At 63.7% G+C, this 23,058-nt stretch carries 16 protein-coding genes, 1 pseudogene and 2 riboswitches; of the genes and pseudogenes, 7 read left to right on the plus strand and 10 right to left on the minus strand.

Annotated features, from left to right (window positions below; translation table 11 throughout):
- Positions 1-257, minus strand: a 257-nt coding sequence (locus KHO33_RS20690; RefSeq protein ID WP_211629221.1) for a hypothetical protein, incomplete at its 3' end; no start/stop codon positions are given.
- Positions 258-647: 390 nt separating this feature from the next.
- Here KHO33_RS20690 and KHO33_RS20695 point away from each other — a divergent pair.
- On the plus strand, positions 648-1,583 hold the full coding sequence (locus KHO33_RS20695) for a flagellar brake protein (RefSeq protein ID WP_200565909.1): 936 nt from the start codon (positions 648-650) through the stop codon (positions 1,581-1,583).
- A gap of 47 nt (positions 1,584-1,630) precedes the next feature.
- Here the strand turns inward: KHO33_RS20695 and KHO33_RS20700 are convergent, their stop codons facing one another.
- The 4 genes from KHO33_RS20700 to cobW all read right to left on the minus strand — a co-directional run bounded on the left by KHO33_RS20700 (position 1,631) and on the right by cobW (position 8,267).
- Positions 1,631-2,221, minus strand: coding sequence for a vWA domain-containing protein (locus KHO33_RS20700; protein WP_054036356.1), 591 nt, complete (start codon positions 2,219-2,221; stop codon positions 1,631-1,633).
- Positions 2,222-2,301: 80 nt separating this feature from the next.
- A complete protein-coding gene (locus KHO33_RS20705) occupies positions 2,302-3,363 on the minus strand; it encodes an ATP-binding protein (protein ID WP_200565910.1) in 1,062 nt (353 codons plus the stop codon).
- Positions 3,360-7,160, minus strand: coding sequence for a cobaltochelatase subunit CobN (gene cobN, locus KHO33_RS20710; protein WP_200565911.1), 3,801 nt, complete (start codon positions 7,158-7,160; stop codon positions 3,360-3,362). The genes KHO33_RS20705 and cobN overlap by 4 nt, the downstream gene beginning before the upstream one ends.
- A 6-nt stretch (positions 7,161-7,166) precedes the next feature.
- Complete coding sequence (gene cobW / locus KHO33_RS20715; RefSeq protein ID WP_328822803.1) at positions 7,167-8,267, minus strand: cobalamin biosynthesis protein CobW; 1,101 nt, start codon at positions 8,265-8,267, stop codon at positions 7,167-7,169.
- Positions 8,268-8,451: 184 nt separating this feature from the next.
- Positions 8,452-8,724: riboswitch (cobalamin riboswitch) on the minus strand.
- A gap of 79 nt (positions 8,725-8,803) precedes the next feature.
- Positions 8,804-9,031, plus strand: a riboswitch (cobalamin riboswitch).
- A gap of 224 nt (positions 9,032-9,255) precedes the next feature.
- On the opposite strand from cobW, the pseudogene cobA reads away from it, so the two are divergent.
- From cobA to bluB, 5 genes and pseudogenes are all read left to right on the plus strand, one after another.
- Positions 9,256-9,978: pseudogene (cobA, locus tag KHO33_RS42805) on the plus strand (uroporphyrinogen-III C-methyltransferase); the annotation flags it as partial.
- 33 nt (positions 9,979-10,011) lie between these two features.
- On the plus strand, positions 10,012-10,524 hold the full coding sequence (locus tag KHO33_RS42810; RefSeq protein WP_328822805.1) for a cobalamin biosynthesis protein: 513 nt from the start codon (positions 10,012-10,014) through the stop codon (positions 10,522-10,524).
- The gene (gene cobO, locus KHO33_RS20725) at positions 10,521-11,123 is read left to right on the plus strand and encodes a cob(I)yrinic acid a,c-diamide adenosyltransferase (protein ID WP_054036361.1); all 603 of its coding nucleotides are present in this window, start codon (positions 10,521-10,523) and stop codon (positions 11,121-11,123) included. Before KHO33_RS42810 ends, cobO begins: the two co-directional genes overlap by 4 nt.
- A gap of 3 nt (positions 11,124-11,126) precedes the next feature.
- Positions 11,127-12,425, plus strand: a complete 1,299-nt coding sequence (locus KHO33_RS20730; RefSeq protein WP_200565912.1) for a cobyrinate a,c-diamide synthase — start codon at positions 11,127-11,129, stop codon at positions 12,423-12,425.
- The gene (gene bluB, locus KHO33_RS20735) at positions 12,409-13,068 is read left to right on the plus strand and encodes a 5,6-dimethylbenzimidazole synthase (RefSeq protein WP_200565913.1); all 660 of its coding nucleotides are present in this window, start codon (positions 12,409-12,411) and stop codon (positions 13,066-13,068) included. Before KHO33_RS20730 ends, bluB begins: the two co-directional genes overlap by 17 nt.
- Positions 13,069-13,090: 22 nt before the next feature.
- Here bluB and KHO33_RS20740 read toward each other — a convergent pair whose 3' ends face one another.
- The 4 genes from KHO33_RS20740 to KHO33_RS20755 form a co-directional block, all read right to left on the minus strand.
- The gene (locus KHO33_RS20740; RefSeq protein WP_236074691.1) at positions 13,091-13,687 is read right to left on the minus strand and encodes a DUF4136 domain-containing protein; all 597 of its coding nucleotides are present in this window, start codon (positions 13,685-13,687) and stop codon (positions 13,091-13,093) included.
- Between the two features lie 34 nt (positions 13,688-13,721).
- Positions 13,722-16,244, minus strand: a complete 2,523-nt coding sequence (locus tag KHO33_RS20745) for a CHASE2 domain-containing protein (RefSeq protein WP_200565915.1) — start codon at positions 16,242-16,244, stop codon at positions 13,722-13,724.
- A gap of 66 nt (positions 16,245-16,310) precedes the next feature.
- Positions 16,311-17,696, minus strand: a complete 1,386-nt coding sequence (locus tag KHO33_RS20750) for a FecR family protein (protein WP_200566012.1) — start codon at positions 17,694-17,696, stop codon at positions 16,311-16,313.
- Positions 17,697-17,758: 62 nt separating this feature from the next.
- Complete coding sequence (locus tag KHO33_RS20755; protein ID WP_054036368.1) at positions 17,759-18,496, minus strand: response regulator transcription factor; 738 nt, start codon at positions 18,494-18,496, stop codon at positions 17,759-17,761.
- A 700-nt stretch (positions 18,497-19,196) separates the two neighbouring features.
- On the opposite strand from KHO33_RS20755, the gene KHO33_RS20760 reads away from it, so the two are divergent.
- Positions 19,197-19,415 carry a type II toxin-antitoxin system HicB family antitoxin gene (locus tag KHO33_RS20760; protein WP_200565916.1) on the plus strand — a complete coding sequence of 73 codons (219 nt, stop codon included), beginning with the start codon at positions 19,197-19,199 and terminating at the stop codon, positions 19,413-19,415.
- 67 nt (positions 19,416-19,482) lie between these two features.
- Here the strand turns inward: KHO33_RS20760 and KHO33_RS20765 are convergent, their stop codons facing one another.
- Positions 19,483-22,968, minus strand: a complete 3,486-nt coding sequence (locus tag KHO33_RS20765; RefSeq protein ID WP_200565917.1) for a DEAD/DEAH box helicase — start codon at positions 22,966-22,968, stop codon at positions 19,483-19,485.
- Positions 22,969-23,058 lie beyond the last annotated feature (90 nt).

Raw genomic sequence — 23,058 nt, forward strand, 5'->3', positions numbered from 1 at the left:
TTTTTAAAGATCGAGTCCGCATTCACCACCGAACCGCCGCCCACTTCAACTACCCGGCACCGCTTCGTTCTGCGTCGCTGCATCAGCAGCAGAGAAACGAGATTATGGAGATAGGCCCGCCTGTCGTCAATCCCCCTTGCGCAATTATTTTCAAAAAGTTGAGAACCACCGAAACAGCCCTTGTTCACGACCCAAGAAAAATGCTTAGGTATCCAAGTTAATTCTCGAGCGATAGCAGTGATCGCAGTTTTTTGCAAGCGGGAGGCGCCGAAACGAACGAGCGAGCTCACATCACAAGAAGCGCAACCGAGGAGAGTGGTGTTATGAAGAACTCTTCGGCGCGCGCAGCGCCGCTGGAAGAATGACACCCTTGTCACAAGCACGTGCAGGGGCACGAACCCAGATTCCAGATGCACCACTACCCGTAGCAGGCTACGGTGCCCACTTAGCATGAGCGGTTTGAGCCGCTTTCTTTGCTTATCTTTCTTTGCGGCGGCAAAGAAAGTAAGTGCCGCCCCGCACAGGGGCAACGCTAATAGACCACTAACAAATCAAGCAAAACCACCACCCCAAAACAAACAACCCCTAAAGCTCCCAGCCAGACCAGCCGTAAACAAGTAATCCCGCCACATATTTAGCCACCGACCATGGAAAACCAGACAGAAGCCCAAGCCGAAGCTCAAGCCACGGCCCCAACCCCGTCCCTGACTCTGGAAGCCGTACCGGTAGGCACCCCACTCGACTGGCCGATCGCAGACGCCACCGGCACACTCCTCTTCGCCGCCGGCACCATCCTGGCGACCACGGACGAGCGCCAATTCCTCTTCGCCAACTTCCACCCGCACCGCGGCGACCTGTTGGAAAAGGCCCCACAACCAGAACCCCAGGCCGATCAACCCACCACCGCCAGCCTCACACTAAAAGACATGCACCTGACAATAGGTGCATTAGTCGGCGTGCGTTCCCAACTCGGCAGCGGCGCCCCGATGCATCCATGCCGCATCATCGGCTTCGCGCCCAACCATGCGCTCTTTGTCACGCCGCCGCTGCAAGACGGCCGCATCCTCCCGCTACGCCTCGGTGAAAACATCGAGATCGTCGCCATAGCAAGCCATGCCGTGTTTCGTTTCGTCTGCACGGTCGAGTCCGTGTGCCGCGCCCCATTCGACTACGTGGTGCTATCGAAGCCCGGCGTGATCCGCCGCCTGCGCGAACGCAAGTCGATCCGCGTCCACGCGCACCTCCCGGTGCGCTTCGGCATCGGCGAAACCGGGGATTCATATGACGGTCTGGGCCTCGCCAAAAGCATCAGCGCACTTGGCATGTCGCTGGCCGCTTCGTGGACGCTGGGCGCAGTCGGCGAACGACTGCGCATCGCCTTCAACCTCAAATCGGCGGAGATGCAAACGGAGATCGAAACCACCGCAGTCATCCGCAACGTGCAGAAAGGCAGTGCGCCGGGCGAACCGTCGACCCACGGCCTCGAACTCGATCAGCTCGACGCCGCGCAGCAGATGGCGATGAAAGTCTTCGTATTCGACCGCCAGGACGATGTGCAGTACTGGTCCAACGGTTTGAAATAAGCGCGCGAAAAAGACGTGCTGCGGCACGTCGCGCGTGCCGCGCAGACTCAGGCGATCAGTTCGTCCGGCGTAAACAGCGCCGCGCCCCATGCGTCGGCAAGCGTCTGACAACGGCCCAGCCGTATTGCCGCTCGCTCGAAGTCGACGAATACCACCTCGTCCGCGTGGCGCGGACGCGCCGGCTGATCGCCGCTGCGACCGTCGGTCAGGATCCACAGCCAGCGCTGCTGCGCGGGCTTGAGTCGGGCGCTGAGCTCCAGCACCTGCCCAGCCTGACGCACACCAGACGCTAACGGCGTCCCACCGCCCCCGCCCACCGGCCTTAGCCACCGCTCGTTCCACCAGCGCGGCACAGCAGGACCGAAACGCAGATCCGCGCCAGCCCCGCCAAAACACACCAGCGCCGCCTCGGCGCGAGCGGCGCTTGCGCGATCGAACAGCGCGATCAGCAGACCCTTGGCGAGCGCGAGGCGTTGGCCGCCCAGCATGGAACCGGAGCAATCGAGCACGAAGCAATGCAGCACCCCGCCCCGCGGCGCCTCTCGTGCGAAACGCAGATGCTCGGCCCGCAGCGTGTCCTGACGCTTTGCGACGAGCGTCGGCAGCCATGCAATGCGCCTGCCCGGTGCGCCTTGCAAGTGGCTGCGCGGACCTGCGCCGGCACCTTGCCGCCATCGAAAACCGCTGCGCGAGTCAGCGGCGGCACCCTTCCGATGGCTCAGCGTTTTTTTGCGTTGAGCGGAATGACGCCTTTCACCTGCGCGACGCCCGCAGGCTGCGGTGGCAAGTAACCCCAATCGCCATCGACGGCGGCAGCGCCTGGCGTTGCATCCAGCGAAGATGACGAGGACGCGGCATCCGCGTCGGCAGCCTGCCGCGGCGCATCGCTCTCACGTGCGTCGCCACCTGCGCGCGTCTCGCGATCGTGGCGTCGATGCATCAGCACCGACTCAGCGACCCGTTCGACATGCTCCGTCGTCACCGCATCCGCCTGCTCCAGCGCCGCCAATGCCCGCGCCGCGCGCAGCATCACGAGATCGGCACGCAACCCATCGACCGCCGCGTCGATGCACAGCGCACTGACATGCGCATGCACGGCATCGTCGAAGTGGAGTTGCGGCAGCGCTTCACGCGCCGCGCGAATCCGCTGAACATACGTTTCCTGTTGCTGGGTATATCCCGCGCGAAAACCCTGCGGATCGAGATCGAACGCCAGACGTGCCTTGACGATCTGCTGACGCACCTGCGGCTCAAAACAGTTCTGAAGTCCGACCATCAAACCAAAGCGATCGATCAGCTGCGGCCGCAATTCGCCTTCTTCCGGATTCATCGTGCCGATCAGCACGAAGCTCGCATCGTGACTATGCGAGACGCCATCGCGTTCGACGGTATTCACGCCACTGGCAGCCGCATCGAGTAACGCATCGACAAGCGCGTCGGGCAACAGATTCACTTCATCGACATACAGCACGCCGCGATGCGCCTTCGCGAGCAAGCCTGGCGAAAAACGCACCGAGCCGTCGCGCAGCACGGTTTCGATATCGAGCGTGCCAATCAAGCGGTCTTCACTTGCGCCGAGCGGCAAATTCACCAATTGCCCTTCCGGCAACAATTCGGCGAGCGCGCGCGCCGCGGTCGACTTCGCCGTGCCGCGCGGCCCGCTCACCAACACACCGCCCAGACCCGGATCGATCGCAGCGAGCAGGAGCGCCTGCTGCAATGGCGTCTGGCCGATCAGCGCGGCAAAAGGAAAAGCGGACCGTTGGGTCGCAGCGTTCATGTTTGCATTCCTTCAATCTGCTGCTCGCTCGTGAGCAGATGCTGTTCGACTTGCGCGCGATAGTCGCCGGGTGCCTGCCACAAACCGCGCTGCATCGCTTCGAGCAGACGCTCGCAGATCGAATGCATGGCGTGCGGATTGTGCCGCTGCAAGAACTCGCGTGTGTCGGCGTCGTTCAGATAAGCATCGGTGACGAGCGCATATTGATGATCGGCGATCACCCGCGCGGTTGCATCGTAGCCGTAGAGGTAATCGACCGTCGCTGCGATTTCAGCGGCGCCCTTGTAGCCATGGCGTTTCACGCCATCGAGCCATTTCGGATTGACCACGCGCGAGCGGACCACTCGCGCGATCTCTTCATGCAGCGTGCGCACGCGCGGCGCGGCTGGATTGCTGTGATCGGCGTGATAGATCTGCGGTTGATTGCCCGCCAGATGGCGCACCGCCGCGACCATGCCACCCTGAAACTGGTAGTAATCGTTCGAATCGAGCAGGTCGTGCTCGCGGTTGTCCTGGTTCTGCAGCACGACGTCCATCGCGGCGAGGCGTGTGCCGAACGCCTGGCGTGCTTCTTCGCCGGCGCTTTTCTGCGTGTACGCGTAACCGCCCCACGCCTGATACGCATTCGCCAGATCGGCGTCGGTTTGCCATTGCTGCGAGTCGATCATGTCCTGCAGACCCGCACCATACGCGCCGGGACGCGCGCTGAACACGCGCCAGCCGGCGCGCTTGCGCGCCTCGGCGGCGTCCATGCCGCGCGCAATCAGCGCGTCGCGTTCGCGCAGCACGCGCGCGCGGATCGGGTTCAGGTCTTCGGGCTCGTCGAGTTCGGCCACGGCCTGCACGGCGGCGTCGAACAGATGCATCACGTTCGCGAAGGCATCGCGAAAAAAGCCGGATACGCGCAACGTGACGTCGATACGCGGCCGGTCGAAAGCCTCGATCGGCATGATTTCGAAGTCGGTCACGCGATGACTGCCTGGTGCCCACTTCGGCCTCACGCCGAGTAAAGCAAGCGCCTGGGCGATATCGTCACCACCGGTGCGCATGGTCGCGGTGCCCCATACCGAGAGGCCGATCGCGCTCGGATAGTCGCCCTTCTCCTGCAAGTGCCGCTCGATCAACTGCTGGGCGGATTTCAAACCGAGCGACCATGCCGCTTGCGTCGGCACGGCGCGCGTATCGACCGAATAGAAGTTGCGGCCGGTAGGCAGCACGTCAGGCCGTCCGCGCGACGGCGAGCCGCTCGGCCCCGGCGGCACGAAACGTCCCTCAAGGCCACGCTTCAGGTGCAGCATTTCCTGCGAACCGCAGGCGTCGAGCCGCGGTAATACGTCGTTGCGCAGACGTTCGATCACCCGTTCGGCTTGCGGCAAAGTTCCGCTTGCGGGCGCCGCATCGGGCGTTTCATCGCCGCACACTTCACGCAACATCTCAGCCGCCAGCAGTTCCAGACGCTCGCGTGTATCGCCAAAATGCCGCCAGGGCGCATCGCTCACCCGCTGCAATACATCAGGACGTGGGCCGTCCCACGCCGCAGCCCAATCCACCGACAACGGATCGAATAGATGATCCATCAGCAGATCGCGCGCCAACGCATCGATCAAACCGGCCTTGCCGCCCTGGCCATCGCCGACCGGAAAGCGTCCCAGCGCCAGCAACGTATCGCGCCGCTGCACACCTTCAGGCGACTGCCCGAACGTATGCAAGCCGTCGCGAATCTGCGCCTCCTTCAACTCGCACAGCCACGCATCGACGCGCGTCAGCAGCGCATCTTCATCGTCCTGACCGTTCGGCTCCGCGAGACTCAACTCGTCATGCAGCTTGTGCTCGACGATGGTCGCGAGAATCGTGCGCCTCAACAGTTTCGAACGGCGCGGGTCGACCATCAGTGCTTCATAGTATTCGTCGACCTGGCGCTCGAGGTCCTGCAACGGCCCGTAACTTTCCGCGCGCGTAAGCGGCGGCATCAGGTGATCGATGATAACGGCCTGCGCGCGACGTTTCGCCTGACTGCCCTCGCCCGGATCGTTGACGATGAACGGATACAGATGCGGCATCGGACCGAGAATCAGATCGGGCCAGCACGCATCGCTCAACGCGACGCTCTTGCCCGGCAGCCATTCGAGATTCCCGTGCTTGCCGACATGCACGACCGCGTCGATGCCAAACTGATGACGCAGCCAGAAATAGAAGGCCAGATAGGCGTGCGGCGGCACGAGTTCGGCGTCGTGATAGCTCGCGTAGTCGCCCTGCTCGCGCGAACGCGAAGGTTGAATGCCAACGAACACTTGCCCACAACGCCAGCCCGCGATCATGAAACGGCCGCGCCGCAACGTTGGATCCTGCTCGGGCGAGCCCCAACGCGCGTTCAGCGCATTGCGAGCTTCCGCCGGCAACGCGTTGAAGTACACAAGATAGTCGTCGAGCGCGAGGCTTTGCAACGCAGGCCGCAAATCGCGCACGACCGGATCGTTGGTCACGCCTTCTGTCAGCTTCTTCAACAGCGCGTCGCCGTCGGCGGGCAGCTCGGCGACGCGATATCCCTCATCGCGCAACATGGCAAGCAGGCCGACCACCGAGGCCGGCGTATCGAGCCCCACGCCATTGCCGATACGCCCTTCGCTCATCGGATAGTTGGCGAGGATCAGCGCGAGTTTCTTGTCCGCGTTATCGAGCGTGCGCAGACGGCACCAGCGGCGGCTCAATTCGGCCAGAAAGCCGACGCGTTCGAGGTCCGGTTGGTAGCGGACCACATCGACTTCGGTATGCGGGCAACGATAGGCGAGCCCCTTGAAACTGATCGCCCGCGTGATGATGCGGCCGTCCACTTCCGGCAGCGCGATATGCATGGCGATATCGCGCGAATTGAGACCCTGATTGTCCTTAACCCAATCTTCACGATTACCGCCGCTCAGGATCGCCTGCAGCACCGGCGCGTCGCCGGCGAGCGCAAGCGGCTCGGGGTCGTCGATAGCAGACGCGGCGAATGCGGTTGTATTCAGCACCAGCGCGACATCATGTTGCGCGCACAACTGCTGTACGACGTCGCGGCTCATCGCATCTTTGAGCGAGGTAATCGCGATCGGCAACGGATTCAGGCCTTGTGCTTCGAGTGCATCGATCAGGGCGTCGAACACCGCTGTGTTGGCCGCCTGCAAATGCGCCTTGTAGAACAGAATCGCAGCGACCGGCGCGTCATCAAGCCAGCGCGCCTGCCAGTCGGCAATGGTCGGCGTGTCGCGTTCGGGATGGTAAAGCGTCGCGGCAGGCAACGCGCGCGGCAGCGCAGGCTCGCGCCCCCAGCCAAGCGAGCGGTACGCGATAAACCGCAGGAACGCCTCGGCATTCTGCGGTCCGCCTTCACGCAGATAGCGCCATAGCTGATGGCACAGATCGGCGTCAGCGGTGCTGCGCGCGAGCAGATTCGGGTCTTCCTGCAGATCGCCGGAGAACATCGCGAGCGTCTGCTGCTTGCGCTCGGCGAGGGCGACCACCTGTTCGATGCCGTACGGCCAGTATGCCTCGCCGCCGAGATGATCGACCACCACGACACGCGCATGCTGCAACACGTCTTCGACATAGAAATCGACCGAAGCCGGTTGCCGCAAATACGTGACGTTCGCAAGCCGCACGCTCGGAAAGCCCTCGCCCAAGCGAGGAAACACGCTCGCGAGCAACGATAGCGTGGTATCCGCGGAGCTGAGCACCACGATATCGGCGGGCTGCTGATCGATCCGGATCACGCCCTGGGTATCGTCGACAAAACCGCCCGGCGTGGTGCGCAGCAGATGCATGACCGGTTACGCCTGCTGCGGCTGGGCGCTCGCCACGGTGCCCAACGCGGCGTCGAATGCCTGTTGCAGCGCGGCCTGGTCGAGGTCTTCGCCGATCAGCACAAAGCGGCTTTGTTGATCTGCGCCGGTTTCACCCGCTTGCCAGCGCCGGTCGAAGTAACTATCGAAACGACGGCCCACGCCCTGGATAACCAGACGCATCGCCGCGCCCGGCAGCGCCGCGAAACCTTTGACGCGATAAATCGTGTTGGTTTCGACGAGCCCTTGCAACGCGGCGATCACGGCTTCGCGCGACAAAACATTCGCGTGCACGACAACCGAATCGAACTCGTCGTGGTGATGATCAGCGTCTTCGGCCGAACCGTGATGGTCGTGGCGTAGATGGATTGTTTCTTCCGAGGCCGCTTCGAGGCCCAGCAGCGTATGCAGATCAAGTTGACCCATCTGTGCGCGCACGATCTTCACTTGCGGCGGAATTTCTTCGCGGATAACGGTTTCGACAGCAGCTTGACGCGCTTCGTCGAGCAGATCCGTTTTGTTCAGAATTACCAGATCGGCCGCCGACAATTGATCTTCGAACAATTCGTGCAGCGGCGATTCGTGATCGAGATTCGGATCGGCCTTGCGTTGCGCATCCACGGCGACCGGGTTGTCGGCGAACTGACCGCTCGCCGCAGCCGGGCCGTCGACCACGGTGACAACCGCGTCGACGGTAAAGCTATTCTTGATCTGCGGCCAGTTGAACGCCTGCACGAGCGGCTTCGGCAAGGCGAGACCGGACGTCTCGATCAGCACGTGATCGATCTGCTCACGGCGCTCCACGAGCTTTTCCATCACCGGGAAAAACTCTTCCTGCACGGTGCAGCACAGGCAGCCGTTCGCGAGTTCATACAGTTGCCCTTCGGTCTCGACGCCGTTTTCATCGCAGCCGATGCCGCAACCCTTGAGGATTTCCCCGTCGATGCCGAGTTCGCCGAACTCGTTGACGATCACCGCGATGCGCTTGCCGCCCGCATGCTGAAGAATGTGCCGCAGCAGCGTGGTCTTGCCGCTGCCGAGAAAGCCCGTGACGATGGTGACGGGGATCTTGCGCATTTGAGTTTGCATCGTGAGGTCCATCCGTAGGAGTTGCTCGTGCACGCCGAGGCATCGTGTATAGGCCGGGCAAACGGGGCACATACCCCAAACCACGACATTAACAAAACACGGGGACGAACAACGGCGTTGCCGAGGCAACCGAAAACTGGAAACGAGAATGAGGTCATGAACGCGCCACCGCATCCCCGCGATGGTCGTTCTTCGTAGTCTGGCCGGTATCCGGGCTGGCGAAAGCGCCGCTTCCCCTTCCCGGACGAGTGGTTTCTCGCCCAGTGGTTATATGCCGACGCGGCCTTGCGCGTGGACATCGAAGCCGGCTCCGCGGCGCTCAGGAACGCACCGCTTTTCGCTTACCGTTGCGGGGGCAGCACAGGTTGACCCGGTCCATTGCAGGTGGGCACCCTGTTTCCCGTTTAACTGCATGCGCACGAGCGCGCACACGAGCACCAAAGTGCGTGCGAGTTTAGGCCGAGCGCCCCGTGCCGTCAAGGAAACGCGGGCTTCGGCAAGGCCTTTCCACAGTGCCGGCGCGGCCTGCCATGTGCTATCGTATGCGCGCGTTTGGTGCCCGCATATGCGTTCGCATGTGCAGTTAAACGGGAAACAGGCCGCGCTCGCTGCGCTCAACCTGTGCTGTCCCCGCAACGGTAAGCGACCTGCGGTGCTTTCGCATCGCGCATGCGTTTTTGATGCCACTGTCCGACGAATCCGGACGGGAAGGCAAAACGCATGAGGCCGCCAGCCCGGATACCGGCCAGACGCGGAGGCAGCGAACGTCACGCTGCCGGCCGCCGGAATCCGCGAGGGACGGATGTGAAGGCGCTGAAGCACGACGTGGCGCGGCCGTTGGCGTTTTCCTGTGGGAAGCGCGGCGAGCGGCGTTTCTCGTTGCGCGTAATCTGTAGCACCGCATGACCTCAATTTCTGCCGCCTCCGGCATCTTCGCGCCTCGTCCGCTCTCGTTTGTCACGACATGGCACGCGCCATGCACGCCGCGATGAGCCGCGCCTGGCTGATCGGCGCCGGCCCCGGCGACGTCGAACTGATGACGCTCAAGGCGACACGCGCGTTGGCACAGGCCGACGTGGTGCTGGTCGACGATCTGGTGAATCCTGAAGTACTGCAGTTCGCGCGCGCCGACGCGCTGGTCGTGTATGTCGGCAAACGTGGCGGGCATCCGTCGACGCCGCAGGCCGGCATCGTCGCGCAAATGCTCGAGCATCTGCAGGCGGGACGCAGCGTCGCCCGTTTGAAAGGCGGTGATCCGTTCGTGTTCGGTCGTGGCGGCGAAGAACAAGAGGCGCTGCATGCCGCGGGCATCAGCGTGGACGTGATCAATGGCATCACCGCCGGGATTGCGGCGCCCGCGGCAATCGGCATTCCTGTGACGCATCGCGATCACGCGCAAGGCGTGGTGTTCGTCACCGGACACGGCGCCGGCAGCGGCGAGCCGGACTGGGCCGCGCTCGTCGCTACGCGAATGACGCTGGTGATTTACATGGGCATGCGGCGACTGAACGAAATCGTCGACGCATTGCTCGCGGCCGGGATGAGCGCCGATACGCCGTGCGCAGCGATCGAATCGGCCACGCGCCCCGAGCAACGGCATGCGCTCTCGCGGCTCGGGGAGTTCGCGGATACAGTCTCGCGCGCTGGACTCGGCTCGCCGGCGATCGTGGTGATCGGTGGCGTGGCGTCGCTGGCTTTGGCGCGGGATGCGGTGAATGTCGGCAGCGAACCTTACGGACGCGCAATGAAAACGCTAACCGTCGGCATCGGTTGTCGTTTGCACAGCTCCGCCGAGGAAATCGAAACGGCTGTCCGTGCCACGCTCGGCTCGCATTCATTCGACGAAATCAGCATGATCGCCTCGGTTGACGTCAAAGCCCACGAAACCGGTCTGCTCGAATTTTGCGCAAGTCATGCGCTGCCGCTGAAACTGTTCAGCCGCGAGCAGATTGCGGCGATCTCCGTGGAGGATCCGTCGGCGGCCACGCGTGAGCATCTCGGCGTAGATGGCGTCTGCGAGCCGTGTGCGTTGCTCGCTGCGGCAGCCGAATCTGATGCGGCCCGCGCGCCTGACGCAGCCCATGCGCCAATTGGCTCAATGACCCCAGTTGCCTCGTTTGCAGCCGATACCGCCAACGCACGGCTACTCGTGCGCAAAACCGTACACGCCGGCGTCACGGTCGCAATCGCATCGACCACCGCTCGCCCCGCCCGCGACCACACAAACACCGACACTCAAGAACAGGACCGTCCATGAAAACCGATCCCGAATCGCATCAACGCATGACCGAACGCCGGCGCGAGGGCCACGAGAAAAAGCAGGCCAGCGCCACCGTCGAAAAAGGTCTGCTGATCGTCAATACCGGCACCGGCAAAGGCAAAACCACCGCCGCCTTCGGCATGGCCGTGCGCGTGCTCGGGCACGGCATGCGCCTTGGCGTCGTGCAATTCATTAAGGGCGCGCTGCATACGTCGGAACGCGACTTCCTCGGCGCGATCGCCAATTGCGACTTCGTCACGATGGGCGACGGCTACACCTGGAACACGCAGAATCGCGACGCCGACATCGCCACTGCGCGCAAAGGGTGGAACGAAGCACGCCGCATGATCGAAAGCGGCGACTATCAGATGGTGATCCTCGACGAACTGAACACCGTGCTGAAGTACGAATACCTGCCGCTCGACGAAGTATTGTCGGTGCTGAACGCGCGCGCGGAAATGCTGCACGTGGTGGTGACCGGCCGTCACGCGCCGGACGCGCTGATCGAAGCCGCCGACCTCGTCACCGAAATGCGCATCGTCAAGCATCCGTATCGCGAGCAAGGCGTGAAAGCTCAGCGCGGCGTGGAGTTCTGAGCGATGTCCGCGTGTCCCGCCCTGTTCATTAGCGCGCCCGCGTCGGGCCAAGGCAAGACCACGATTACCGCGGGTCTGGCGCGCTACCATCGGCGGCTGGGGCGACGCGTGCGCGTATTCAAAACGGGCCCCGACTTTCTCGACCCGATGATCCTCGCGCGTGCCAGCGGCGCGCCGGTGCTGTCGCTCGATCTGTGGATGGTGGGCAAGTCGGCCTGTCGCAATCTGCTCGCGCATGCGGCGGCCGAAGCGGATCTGATCCTGATCGAAGGCGTGATGGGTCTGTTCGACGGCACACCGAGCAGCGCCGATCTGGCAACTACTTTCGGCGTGCCGGTACTCGCGGTGATTTCAGCGAAAGCGATGGCGCAGACCTTCGGCGCAGTCGCCTTCGGCCTCGCGCAATTCAGGCGGGAGGTCCCGTTTTACGGCGTGCTCGCCAATCGCGTCGGCTCGCCAAGGCACGCGCAAATGCTCGAAGAGACTTTGCCGCCGGACCTGCGCTGGTGCGGGCATATCAGCGGCAACGACGAAATCGAACTGCCCGATCGCCATCTCGGCCTGCACCAGGCGGCGGAGATCGACGATCTGGACACACGTCTGGATCGCGCCGCCGATGCGCTCGCGCAAACCGCGCTGGCCGAGTTGCCCCCGCCGGTCGAATTCGGCGCGCCCATCGAAGAAGCACCGCCGCGTCTTCTGGAAGGCAAGCGCATCGCCATTGCGCGCGATGCCGCGTTCTCGTTCATCTATCCAGCCAACGTCACGTTACTGGAGACGCTCGGCGCGCACATCGACTATTTCTCACCGCTCGCCGATGAAGCGTTGCCGGAGCACGCCGACGCCCTGTACCTGCCAGGCGGCTATCCCGAACTACATGCTGAATTGCTCGCCGGCAATCTGCACAGCGCCGCAACGATCCGCACGCATGCTGCCGCAGGCAAACCGGTCGTTGCCGAATGCGGCGGCATGCTCTACCTGCTCGAACAGCTGACCGACACGAGCGGCACCACCACGCCGATGCTCGCCCTGCTGCCCGGCCATGCAACAATGCAAACGCGCTTCACCGCGCTCGGCATGCAACAGATCGACGGCCTGCACGGTTCAATGACCGGCCACACGTTTCACTACTCAAAGCTGACAACACCGCTCACGCCGCTGCGTTCAGCCACCCGGCCAAATAGCGATGCCCCCGGCGAGGCCGTGTTCCGCGCCGGCTCGATCGTGGCAACCTATATGCATGCTTACTGGCCCTCCAACCCGGCCTTCACGGCCGCCCTGTTCCATGGCGAAGCCTTTTAACGATTCCGAACGCGAAGCCGTCTACCGCGCGATTTACGAGCGGCGCGACATGCGCCATTTCGTGCCCGACCCGATTGAGCCTGCCGTGCTGCAACGCCTGCTCGATGCAGCGCATCACGCACCGAGCGTCGGCTTCATGCAGCCGTGGCGCATCGCGCGCATTACCGACCCGGCTTTGCGCACCGCGCTGCACGCAACCGTCGAAAGCGAACGCATCGCCACCGCCGACGCACTCGGCAAGCGTCGCGAAGAGTTCATGAAGCTGAAGGTGGAGGGCATGCTGGAATGCGGCGAACTGCTGGTGATGGCGCTGATGGACGGCCGCGAGCGTCACATCTTCGGACGCCGCACCTTGCCGGAGATGGACCTGGCTTCCGTGGCGTGCGCGATCCAGAACATGTGGCTGGCCGCGCGCGCGGAAGGTCTGGGAATGGGCTGGGTGTCGCTATTCGACGTCGACACGGTGCGTACGCTGCTGCATATGCCCGAGGGCGCACGGCCGGTGGCGATTCTGTGTCTCGGCCACGTCGATCAGTTCTACAGCGAGCCGATGCTGGAAACCGAACGCTGGGCGAGCCGCATGCCGCTTGCCGAGTGCGTATTCGAAAATCGCTGGCCGGAAGACGACAAAGCGCCGGAGTAATGCGGGCGCAGACGTCTGACCGCTAAGGCTGAAGAGGTTTGACCGAAACCACAGCCGGCACGCCGCCCGCCTGATCGGCCCGCAGTTTCACGCGCCAGTCCGGCGGCGCATCGAACGGAAATTTTGCCAGCGCGCTTTTCACGAGAAGCGGCATCGCATGCAATGGGTCGGGATCTCGATCGCTGCTGGCCGCACTCACCTTGTAGACTTCCTGTCCGCTCGACTGCTCGAAAAACCGCAGCGTCAGCGCGTGCTGATAAGCGCGTCCGCCGAATAGCGCGAACGGGGGTTCGGGCGAGCGTTCGCACACACCTGGCGCGCAGTCCTTCGAGCCCACGCCGATCGCGGCCGGCCGCGTGTCATACGCAATCGACAGTAAATAGTGTGCAGACCTGGCCGCCGAATCGGTGAAGCCGTTCTTCGCCAGCTCATCGCGCAGCATGGTTTCAAATTGCGGATGATCCGCGCTGGAATCCTGCGACGGCATGCGCGCAATCGTATAGGTGCGCTCGCCCTTCAGCACGGCCGAAGGATTCGCCGTGTGCACGTCGGCGTTCAAACCCGCGCATCCGGTCAGACTCGCCGCGGCGAGCGCGGCACAGATCAATATCGCTTTCACCGGCTTCTCGCTTCGATAAGATGAGTGTTCATAGTCATAAGCGTGGCGTTGTGGACACGTCGGCTTGCGCTTCGTCGAGTGCCGGCAGGGAAATCGTAAATGCAGTCCCCTTGCCCGGCGCGCTGACCACCTCGACGTCGCCGCCATGGCGCGTCACGACGGTCTTGACGAATGCCATGCCCAATCCGGCACCGCCCACTTCCGGCCGCTCCGTCTCGTGAAAGCGCCGGAAGCGCTCGAACAGGCCCGCCTGCTGCTCCTCGGGAATCCCATAGCCTTCGTCGCGAATCGTGCACGATACACGTTTTGCCGCAGCAGGCGCGGCCGTCTGCGCCTGGTCGCGTGAGGCGCTGAGACCGCCGAGGCTCGTCAGGCTGCATGTGATTCGCGTATCCGGTGGGCTGTACTTGACCGCATTGTTCAGGATGTTGACGAGCGCACGCGTCATCAGCGAGCGGTCGGCGCAGATCCAGTGGCCGTCGTCGGCATCGGTTCCGTCCGCCGTATCGGTTTGCAATGTGATGCGCTTGGCGTGCGCTTGCGGCCAGACTTCGTCGCTGGCGTCGATCAATAGCTCGGTCATGCTCACCGGTTCGAGCACATAGGTTTGCGATTCGGCGCGCGCGAGTTGCACGAAATCGTCGGCGAGCGTCAGCGCACGTTGCGCATAGCGCTCGATGCGCTCCAGCAGGCCACGCGCGAGCACCGGCTCGCTGCGTGCCCGCTCGATTTCCACCAGCGCGAGAATCGAAGCCTGTGGCGAGCGCATATCGTGCGACAGCAGCCGCAACGCGTCTTCCCGTTGACGCTCGGCCGCGTGCAAGGCCGATACGTCGACGAGGCCCGCGATCCAGCCCGTCGTCTCACCTTGCTCGTTCGTGCAATTCGCATAGCGCAGCAGATGGTCGCGCTCATGGGCGTCGCGCACCTCGACGCCTTGCGCCATCAGCTCGGCGAACTCGCTGCGCGCGGGATCGAGCAGCGCCGGCCACTGGGCATGAGCGAGGAGATTGTTTTCGGCGTCCGACGCTGCGCCACTGTCGATGGTCTTGACCAGCGTCAGGCCGCCCAACACCGCCCGCATCGGCCGGCCTTCCGGCAGCGGCGCGCCAAGACGCGCGAAATGCGCCTTGGCGGCATGGTTCGCAATCAGCACGATGCCTTCCACGTCGCTCACCAGGATCGGCTCGGGCATGCTGTCGAGGCTGTCCCATACGAAGCGCTTCATGTCCTGCACGCGCTGCGCCGCCTGCGCCATCAGCGCCATGTGCTGCTCCAGTACGTCGCCGCCGAACTCGCGGCGGCGCTGTGGCGTTTCCGGCAGGAGGTGCGGTTCGTCGGCGAGACGCTGCAGTTCTTCGCGCAGATAAGCCATCGTCATTTCGAGGCGCCGCCAGTTCCAGATCGGATACACCACGATCAAACCGGCGATCGCCGGCACGGGAGACATCCACAGCCGCGCGCCGTACAGCAGCGCCGCGCTGCCGACGGTGGCAAGCGCGCCCAACGCGACGGTCAGCAGCAACGAACGTCGCGGCGACAGCACCAGAAAGCCGGCGAGCAGCGCGGCGAGCGGCACCAGCGACGCCACGAACAGCACCCACGGCCTGGCGGGTTCGAGCTCGCGACCGGTCAGCAGCGTATCGAGCACGTTCGCGTGGATATAGACACCGGGCAGCGGCCCCAGCTCACCGGACACCGGTGTAGCAAAACGGTCGTACAAGCCGGACGCGGTCACGCCGATCAGCACGATGCGTCCGCGCAGCTTGTCCGCGGGGACATTGCCCGCGAGTACATCGGCGAAACTCAGCTTCGCGTAGTTCTGCGCGTTCGGACCGAAAGGAATCAGGAAGCGGCCTTCGCCTTCGTCATGGTCATCTGATTGGGGCGCCGCCTCGCGGGAAGCCGGCCGGGGCGCCCGCTCGTTCAATTGCAGAGCGCCACGCTCGACATCCTGGGCGACCGGCACCATCAATTGCGGCCAGCGCGAATTCGCGTCGCCCTCGAACTGCGCAACGCTGCGCACGATGCCGTCGCTATCGACTTCAAGGTTGATATGCCCAAGCCCAGCGGCCGCATGTGCGAGCGGCGCCACCGGCTCGACCGCGACGCGCTGGCCGGCGCTGTCCGGCGCCGTCAGCAGCATCGGCAGATAGGTGGGACTCAGGGCGACCGCGCGGGCGAGCTCGGCGTCTTCAGCATTGGCTTCGGTAAACAGCACGTCGTAGATCACCGCGGCGGGCTTCGCCTTCGCAATCTGTTCGAGCAGCCTCGCGTGGACGCTGCGCGGCCATGGCCAGCGGCCAAGCTTCGCAATACTGGCGTTGTCGATTTCGAGTACGACGATATCGCGCAGCACCGGTTGCGCGCGCAGACTCAGAAAGCGGTCGTAGACCAGGTGATCGACGCCGGCGGTCAGCCGGCCGAGCGAACTGAGCAGAATCACCACAATGCCCAGACAGCCGATCGCCACCCATTCGAGCAGAAAGCGGCGGCCGGCGCGCCGTCCGAGACGGGCGCGCGGGTCGAGGCTTAAGCGCGTGTGTGTGGTCGGCAAAGCGTGGCGTGGTTGAGAGCTAAGGAGCGGATCAGTTGTTGACCCGGCCCCGTGAATCTACCAGCGTCAGCGTGCAAGCGTAAACGAGCGGACCGTGCTGCTCTTCTCGTAGAAGCGGCCGTTTTCGAACTGCTCGGCGACGATCGTCCAGTAGTAGACGCCGCCCGGCAGGTCGCTCACCACGATCTGGCCGCCCGTCAGATCCGTCTTGTCGACGAGCGGATGGCGCAGGTCGGCGGTCGCGGCCAGCACAAATCGAAAGCGCGTCTCGACCGTGGAGCGGCTGACGAACCAGCGGAACTCGTAGTCGCGGCTGCCGGCGCGCGGGCCCGCCGACGCATTCAGACCGAGTTGGCGCCGCTCGAAACCGTAAACTTGCGGCAGGCCTTCCAGGCCGTTCGCGTCGATCGCGGCAATGCGCACGAAATACGTGCCGTCGGCCAGATCGCCGAAATCGGCGTGCGGCGCGTTCACGCGCAGATCGCGGATCAGGTCGAGCTGATCGGCATCGCGCGCGATCTGGACTCGATAGGCCACGGCGCGCTCAGCAGGGACGAGGTCGAAAGCGACGGTTTTGCTGTCTTGCACTTTTGCCGGGTCGGTAAGCGACGGCGCGGCCAGCAATTCCACCGGACCGCCGATCGCGCCGCCCGCTCGCGTGACACTGCCAAAGCGCGCCTTGACGAGTTGCGCCGACGCCTGCAGCGGCACGCCGGGTGGCGGCGCGGAGACCCGGCCATTGACGGCGGCCGGGTCGACGCCGACCGCTCCGTCCAACACTTCCACCGCGGTGGTTTGTGCATCGCCGTCGTAGGCGACCTTGAAGCGCGTACCGCGCACGCCCGCTACAACCGATGGCGAGCGGATCTGGAAGCGGTCGTCTTTTTTGGTGGCGTGCGTGACCTGGCTCTCGACTTCGCCATGCTGCAGATCGAGTACGCGATCGCCCGAGCCGGTCAGCACGGTGCGCCGCAGCGTGCCGATATCGAGCACACCGTCCTGCGACACCGTGATGTGCGAGCCGTCCGGCAGCTCCAGCGTGACAAAGCCGTTATGGCCGGTGCGAATGCGGTCGCCCTCGCCGAGCGTCGTACCCGCGGTGAGCGGCGTAAAAGGATTCTTGCCGAAAGCGTGCTCCGCCGGACCGCTCGTCGCGATCACACGCGCCGACTCCGGGTCCTGTTTGAGCCTGTCGACGGGGAGACGCAGCGTGATCCCGGCCGGCATGCGGCGTGGCGCGGGCACGTGATTCAGACGGCTCAACATGGCCCAATCGCCGGAGTCGCGCAGATAGCGGCCGGCGATTTCGTACAGGGTGTCGCCGTCGTGGGTCACGTACGACACATAGACGGGCGCAGTCGTTTTGTTACGTGGCTTCGGCGCGCGCGACGATTGCGCATCCGCCGACACCGGCGCGAAGCACGTCATGGCAATCAGACCGGCGGCCAGCATCACGCCGGCGCGCCAGCCCGCTGAACCTGCGCGGCCGGACACTACCCCATCGAAAGCAACCGTCACGCATCCCCCGCTTCGGGGCGCTCTTCGCTCGCCACGCGCGGCGAGCCGGATTCGATCCGTTCGAGCCGGTACCCATAGCCGTAGATCGGCGTCAGACGATAGCCATGCTCCGGCCGCAAGCCGAGCTTGCTGCGCAGCATCGACACGTGCGTGTCCATCGTGCGCGACGGAATGTCCGTCGCCTGCTTCCAGATCACATCGAGAATGTGCGCGCGCGAGAGCGGCCGGCTCAAGTGCTGGAACAACAGCAGCGCGAGCTCGAACTCCTTCTGAGTCACGGCGACGGTCGCGCCGCGCACCACCACGTGCTTCGCGCCCAGATCGAATTCGAATTCGCCGAAAACTTCTTTCGCCGCAGCCGGCTTCAGGTGATACGCCCGCCGCAGCAAGGAGCCGACACGCGCCAGCAGAACCGCCGCGGAGACCGGCTTGACGACGTAATCGTCCGCGCCAGTGTTGAGGATCGAGGTGATATCGGTTTCGCGGCCGCGGCTTGTCATGAACAGGACCGGCAAGCGCTCGGAGAGGCTTTCGCGCACCCAGCGCAGCACCTCTTCGCCCGACATGTCGGGCACGTTCCAGTCGAGCACGAGCAGGTCGAACGTTTGGCGCCGCAGTTGCCGCACCAGCTCACGGCCTGCGCCGAAAGCATGACAGACGTGGCCGGCCGCCGACAGCGTTTGGCAAACTAGATCGGCTTGAGCCGAATCGTCATCCAGGACTGCAATTCTCATAAAACCCCGCAACGCGACATCGTCCTTCGTAACTGTTGGCCGGTGAGCCGGCAGATGGCCGGGATGGCGGTGCGAACACCGACGATCCAGCTTGCTGTTTTCATCTTCGGCTGCACTCTTTTTCGATTAACGGTCCTTTGCCTCGCGCCCTGCTCAGTTCTGCCGTCTCACTGTCTCGAAATTAGCGCGTATTTTTGGCTTTAGCGCGCTGATTACCGAGGGGGCAGATCATCATAATCGAAAACGGCCGTTCTTTTCCCGGATGCGCTTATGCAGCTATGCGGCCCGGCTCGGCCACTGCGGGCCGCTCTATGGGATTTTCACCAACGTCTCTCAGGCTTGGCCTGTTATTGAGTCGACCTCAATGGGTCGTTATTCGAATCGGCTGGTCTCGCTCGCACGATGGTTGGCCCCGTCTGCCTTTTGTCCTATCGGGCTGTGCCCCCCGGCGTTCAGGAAACAGCGATTTGACAATTTGCGAGTCAGTATAGGAACAGTCTCAAAATAAATCGTTTAAGAATTGTTAGATCGGTTGATTGAAACCGGACTTTTGGCCCATTGGTGGGGAACTCGACGCTTTGGAGGCATCGTCAGAGTATGTCTGGCGATGTGTGCGACGGCACGGAAACCCGCAGTGCTGCATGGATTTGCGATGCGCCGCATGCATCGCGCGGTTTATTGAACCTGGAGTCGAACCGTGATGATTTCGATGGCGCACAAAGGCTACTTCGCGCAAGTTAAATTCGATCCGCGCGAGAATATTTTCGTCGGGCACGTGCTTGGCATTTCGGATCGGACTAGCTTTCACGGGGAAACCGTGACCGAACTGACTGATGATTTTCGTCAGGCGGTCGATCACTATCTGGAAGACTGCGCGAAAAGCGGATGCGACCCGCAAATCCCGCATCCGGCAAAGTGATGCTGCGCATTAGACCCGCGGTTCGCACCACAGTCGGCATCCCCGCGGCGAACGCCGCCTGTATTCCTCACCTGCTGCTTTCAATCTCCGGCATCGGCGCGAACAGCGCGTCGAGATCGTCGTCTGAGAACTTGGCGGCACCGGCGGCGTCTTCGGAGAGAATACTGTCGGCAAGCCCCGCCTTCTGCTCCTGCAACTCCACGATCTTTTCTTCGATGCTGCCCGCGGCAATCAGCTTGTAGACGAATACGGGCTTGTCCTGCCCCAGCCGATGGGCGCGATCGGTCGCCTGATTCTCGGCAGCAGGATTCCACCACGGGTCGTAATGAATCACGGTATCCGCAGCGGTCAAGTTCAGACCCACGCCACCCGCCTTCAGGCTGATCAGGAATAAGGGCACCTCGCCTTGCTGGAAACGCTCTACCGGTGTGATGCGGTCCGTCGTGTCGCCAGTCAGAATCACGTAGGGGATCGCGGCTTCCTCGAGCGCTTCTGCAATCAGCGCCAGCATGCCGGTGAACTGCGAGAACAGCAGCACGCGGCGCCCTTCCTCGATCAATTCAGGCAGCATCGACAGCAGCAAATCGAGCTTGGCCGAACGCGTGACACGTGCGCCCTTTTCGACCCTTTCCGCTTTTTCCACTTTGCCGCGCTTCACACCCGGTTCGTCCGGTTCGCCCGGCGCCTCGTCAACCCTGATTTTCCTCACGAGGCGCGGATCGCAGCAAACCTGGCGAAGCTTCAGCAAGGCATCGAGCACGATAATGTGGCTGCGCGCGAGCCCCTGAGCGCTGACCGCCGCACGCACCCTCTCCTGCATGGCCGTCCGCACTGTTTCGTATAGATCGCGCTGCGCGCCTTCCAGATCGACTGAACAGACGATGGTGGTCTTGGCCGGCAACTCCTTCGCCACTTCGTCCTTCCGACGGCGCAGCATGAACGGCCGGATGCGGCGCGCCAGCAGCGCGCGGCGCACGCCGTCACCGTTCTTCTCGATCGGATTGCGCCAGCGTTTGGTGAAGTCTTTCTGGCTGCCGAGAAAGCCCGGCAACAGAAAGTCGAACTGTGACCATAGTTCGCCGAGGTGATTCTCCAGCGGCGTCCCCGTCAAACACAGCCGATGCCGCGCGCGCAATCCGCGGATCGCCTGTGCGGCTTTGGTGCTGGCGTTCTTGACGTACTGCGCCTCGTCGAGGATCAGCAGGTGATAGTCATGCTCGGCGAGCACCTTCTGATCGCGCCACAACAACGCGTAAGTCGTAAGAATCAGGTCGTGCTCGCCGATCTGCTCGAAACGCTCCTTGCGCTGCGGGCCGTTCAGTATCAGCACTTTCAGGTCGGGCGCGAAACGCCGCGCTTCCTCGCGCCAGTTGTGCACGAGCGTGGTCGGCACGACGATCAGCGCGGGACGGTTGAGGCGTCCGGCTTCCTTCTCCGCGAGGATGTGCGCGAGCGTCTGCACGGTCTTGCCGAGACCCATGTCGTCGGCGAGCACGCCGGCCAGATCGTGTTCGCGCAGAAACTGCATCCAGTTCAGGCCCTGCTGCTGATACGCGCGCAGTTCCGCCTTCAGACCACGCGGTACCGGCACCTCGTGCAAGCCCGGGCCGGCCTGCAGACGCTGCGCCAGTTGGCGAATCGAATCGTCGCCCTGGAATTGCCAGCGGCCTGTGCTGTTCAAGGCTTCGAGGCGGCCCGCATCGACAGAGGGCACCCGCAGCGGCGCGCCTTCGGCCAGAGTGCCTCCCAGTGCGTCGAACAGATCGACCAGCACGCGCACCACCGGCTTAAGCCGGTCGGCGCGCAGGCGTAGACGCTTGTTTTCTTCGGTCTTTAGCTCGATCGGTTCGTCGTCGGCGATGGCTTCAAGCGCGCCACCGAGCCAGCGACGGTCGCGCCGGAACAGATCGGCGAGCAGCGGCTCGAGCCGCACATTGCGCTCGCCGATGCGGATGCCCATCTCCAGATCGAACCAGCCGTCGCCCGCCTGCTGCGCGGTGCCGTCGATCGCGTCGATCTCGATGATGTTGTAGCGGAACTCCGGCGCCATCGTCACGCGCCAGCCTTTGCTCACGAGCTCAGGTACAGCGTCGTTGACAAAGGCGGACCAGGATTCGGCATCGGGCAGACCGAGCATCGTGTCAGGCAAAAGCCGCGACGCGTACACGCGGCTGGTCGGGACTTTCTGCAGGCCGGTCTTGCGCAGTTCGAGCAAGCGCTTCTTTTCGGCTTCGTAGCGTCGGCGGATATGGATGACGTCGCCGCCCGGCATGGGCACGAGGGTGACGCTGCTATCGACATTGATACTGACGCCGTCGTAATCGAAGCTGACGCCGGCCAGTTCAACAGCCTCTGATTTTCGTTGCCCCGCCTTGACCGTCGACGGCAGCGCATGGCTATTGAGCGTGAGCACCGGCACGGGATCGACGTCGATTACGCGAATCGCGGAGGCGTCGTGCGTGGGCGGCAGCGGCAAATCGGGCGCGATCTCACGCAGCACCGAGGCGACGAGCGGCGCTTCGGCGAGCGAGATCGGCGGCATGGCGAGGTAGTCGGGCAACTGCTGGAACGGCAACGACGATTCGACGATACCCGCTTCATTCGCGACGCCGTCCACGTACCAGATCGGCTCGGTGGGCAGCACCATGGTGGCGCGCGGCTCGGTGCACAGCACCGGCCGCAGGCGTTCGTCCGCCAGCGGTTCCCATTCGATCCGCCCGGGCCGGGTGGCGCCGCGCGACAAAGGTGTCGGTCCATCGTGACCCGGCGCCGGCTTGAACTCGAAGAACAGGCGCCCCGTGGCCATCAGCTTTTGCAACATCTCCGCGCCGCTCGTGCCGCGCAGAACGAACTGGCCGAAATCCTCGCGCGAGCGGCCGAGCCACAGACCGCGCAGGATCGACAGGTCTTCGTCGGAGACAAACCTGGGTTGCTTGAGCAAGGCGGCTTCCACATTGCCCCAAGGCTCGTCGACTTCGACAATCGTGCCGTCCAGAGTGCAATGCGCCCGGTACAGCACGACTTCGTGGCGCATGTGGAATTTGGACCAGTTCAGCAGGTAGGCCAGCGTTTGAGTACGCGCGGCGGCCGCCTTCTGGGCGACTGCATCGGCGGCCTCGGCGCGTGCGCGAAAACGCTCGAGCCAGCTGACCAGTTCGGGACGTACGCCGGATGGCGGCTGCATCGCTGTTCCGGACGACGCCTGCGGGTAACCGGCGGACGAGCGTTCATCGGAGCCGATGTCAGTGTCGACGATGGTGATGTGGTCCATCTCGTCGTGATACTCGAGCTCGGCGAGCAGCAGCGCGGCGACATGCTTGCAATTGCGGCTGACCGGGCAACTGCATTCGCTCTGCGCCCACGGTCTGCCGCCATCGGTCCGGAACCGCACCTGCGTGTGGTAGGGCAGCACCCGTGAGCCCTGCACATAGCCGCTGAGCTTGGCGCCGTCCCATTTCACGTTCGTGACGGCGCCGACCGAGCGCGCCTTGGCGACGGTGTGGTCGCCCAGCCATTCCGTAATCCGTTCCCGATCGAAGAAAACTGACGACATCAGGGTCCATTCCTTTTCAAGCCGGCGGGGGCAACCGTGCGCGGACGCGGAATCGGCGCGGCAGGCGACGAACGGCGACTGCCCGCGCAG

The sequence above is a fragment of the Paraburkholderia nemoris genome (assembly GCF_905221015.1).
Lineage (GTDB): Bacteria > Pseudomonadota > Gammaproteobacteria > Burkholderiales > Burkholderiaceae > Paraburkholderia > Paraburkholderia nemoris.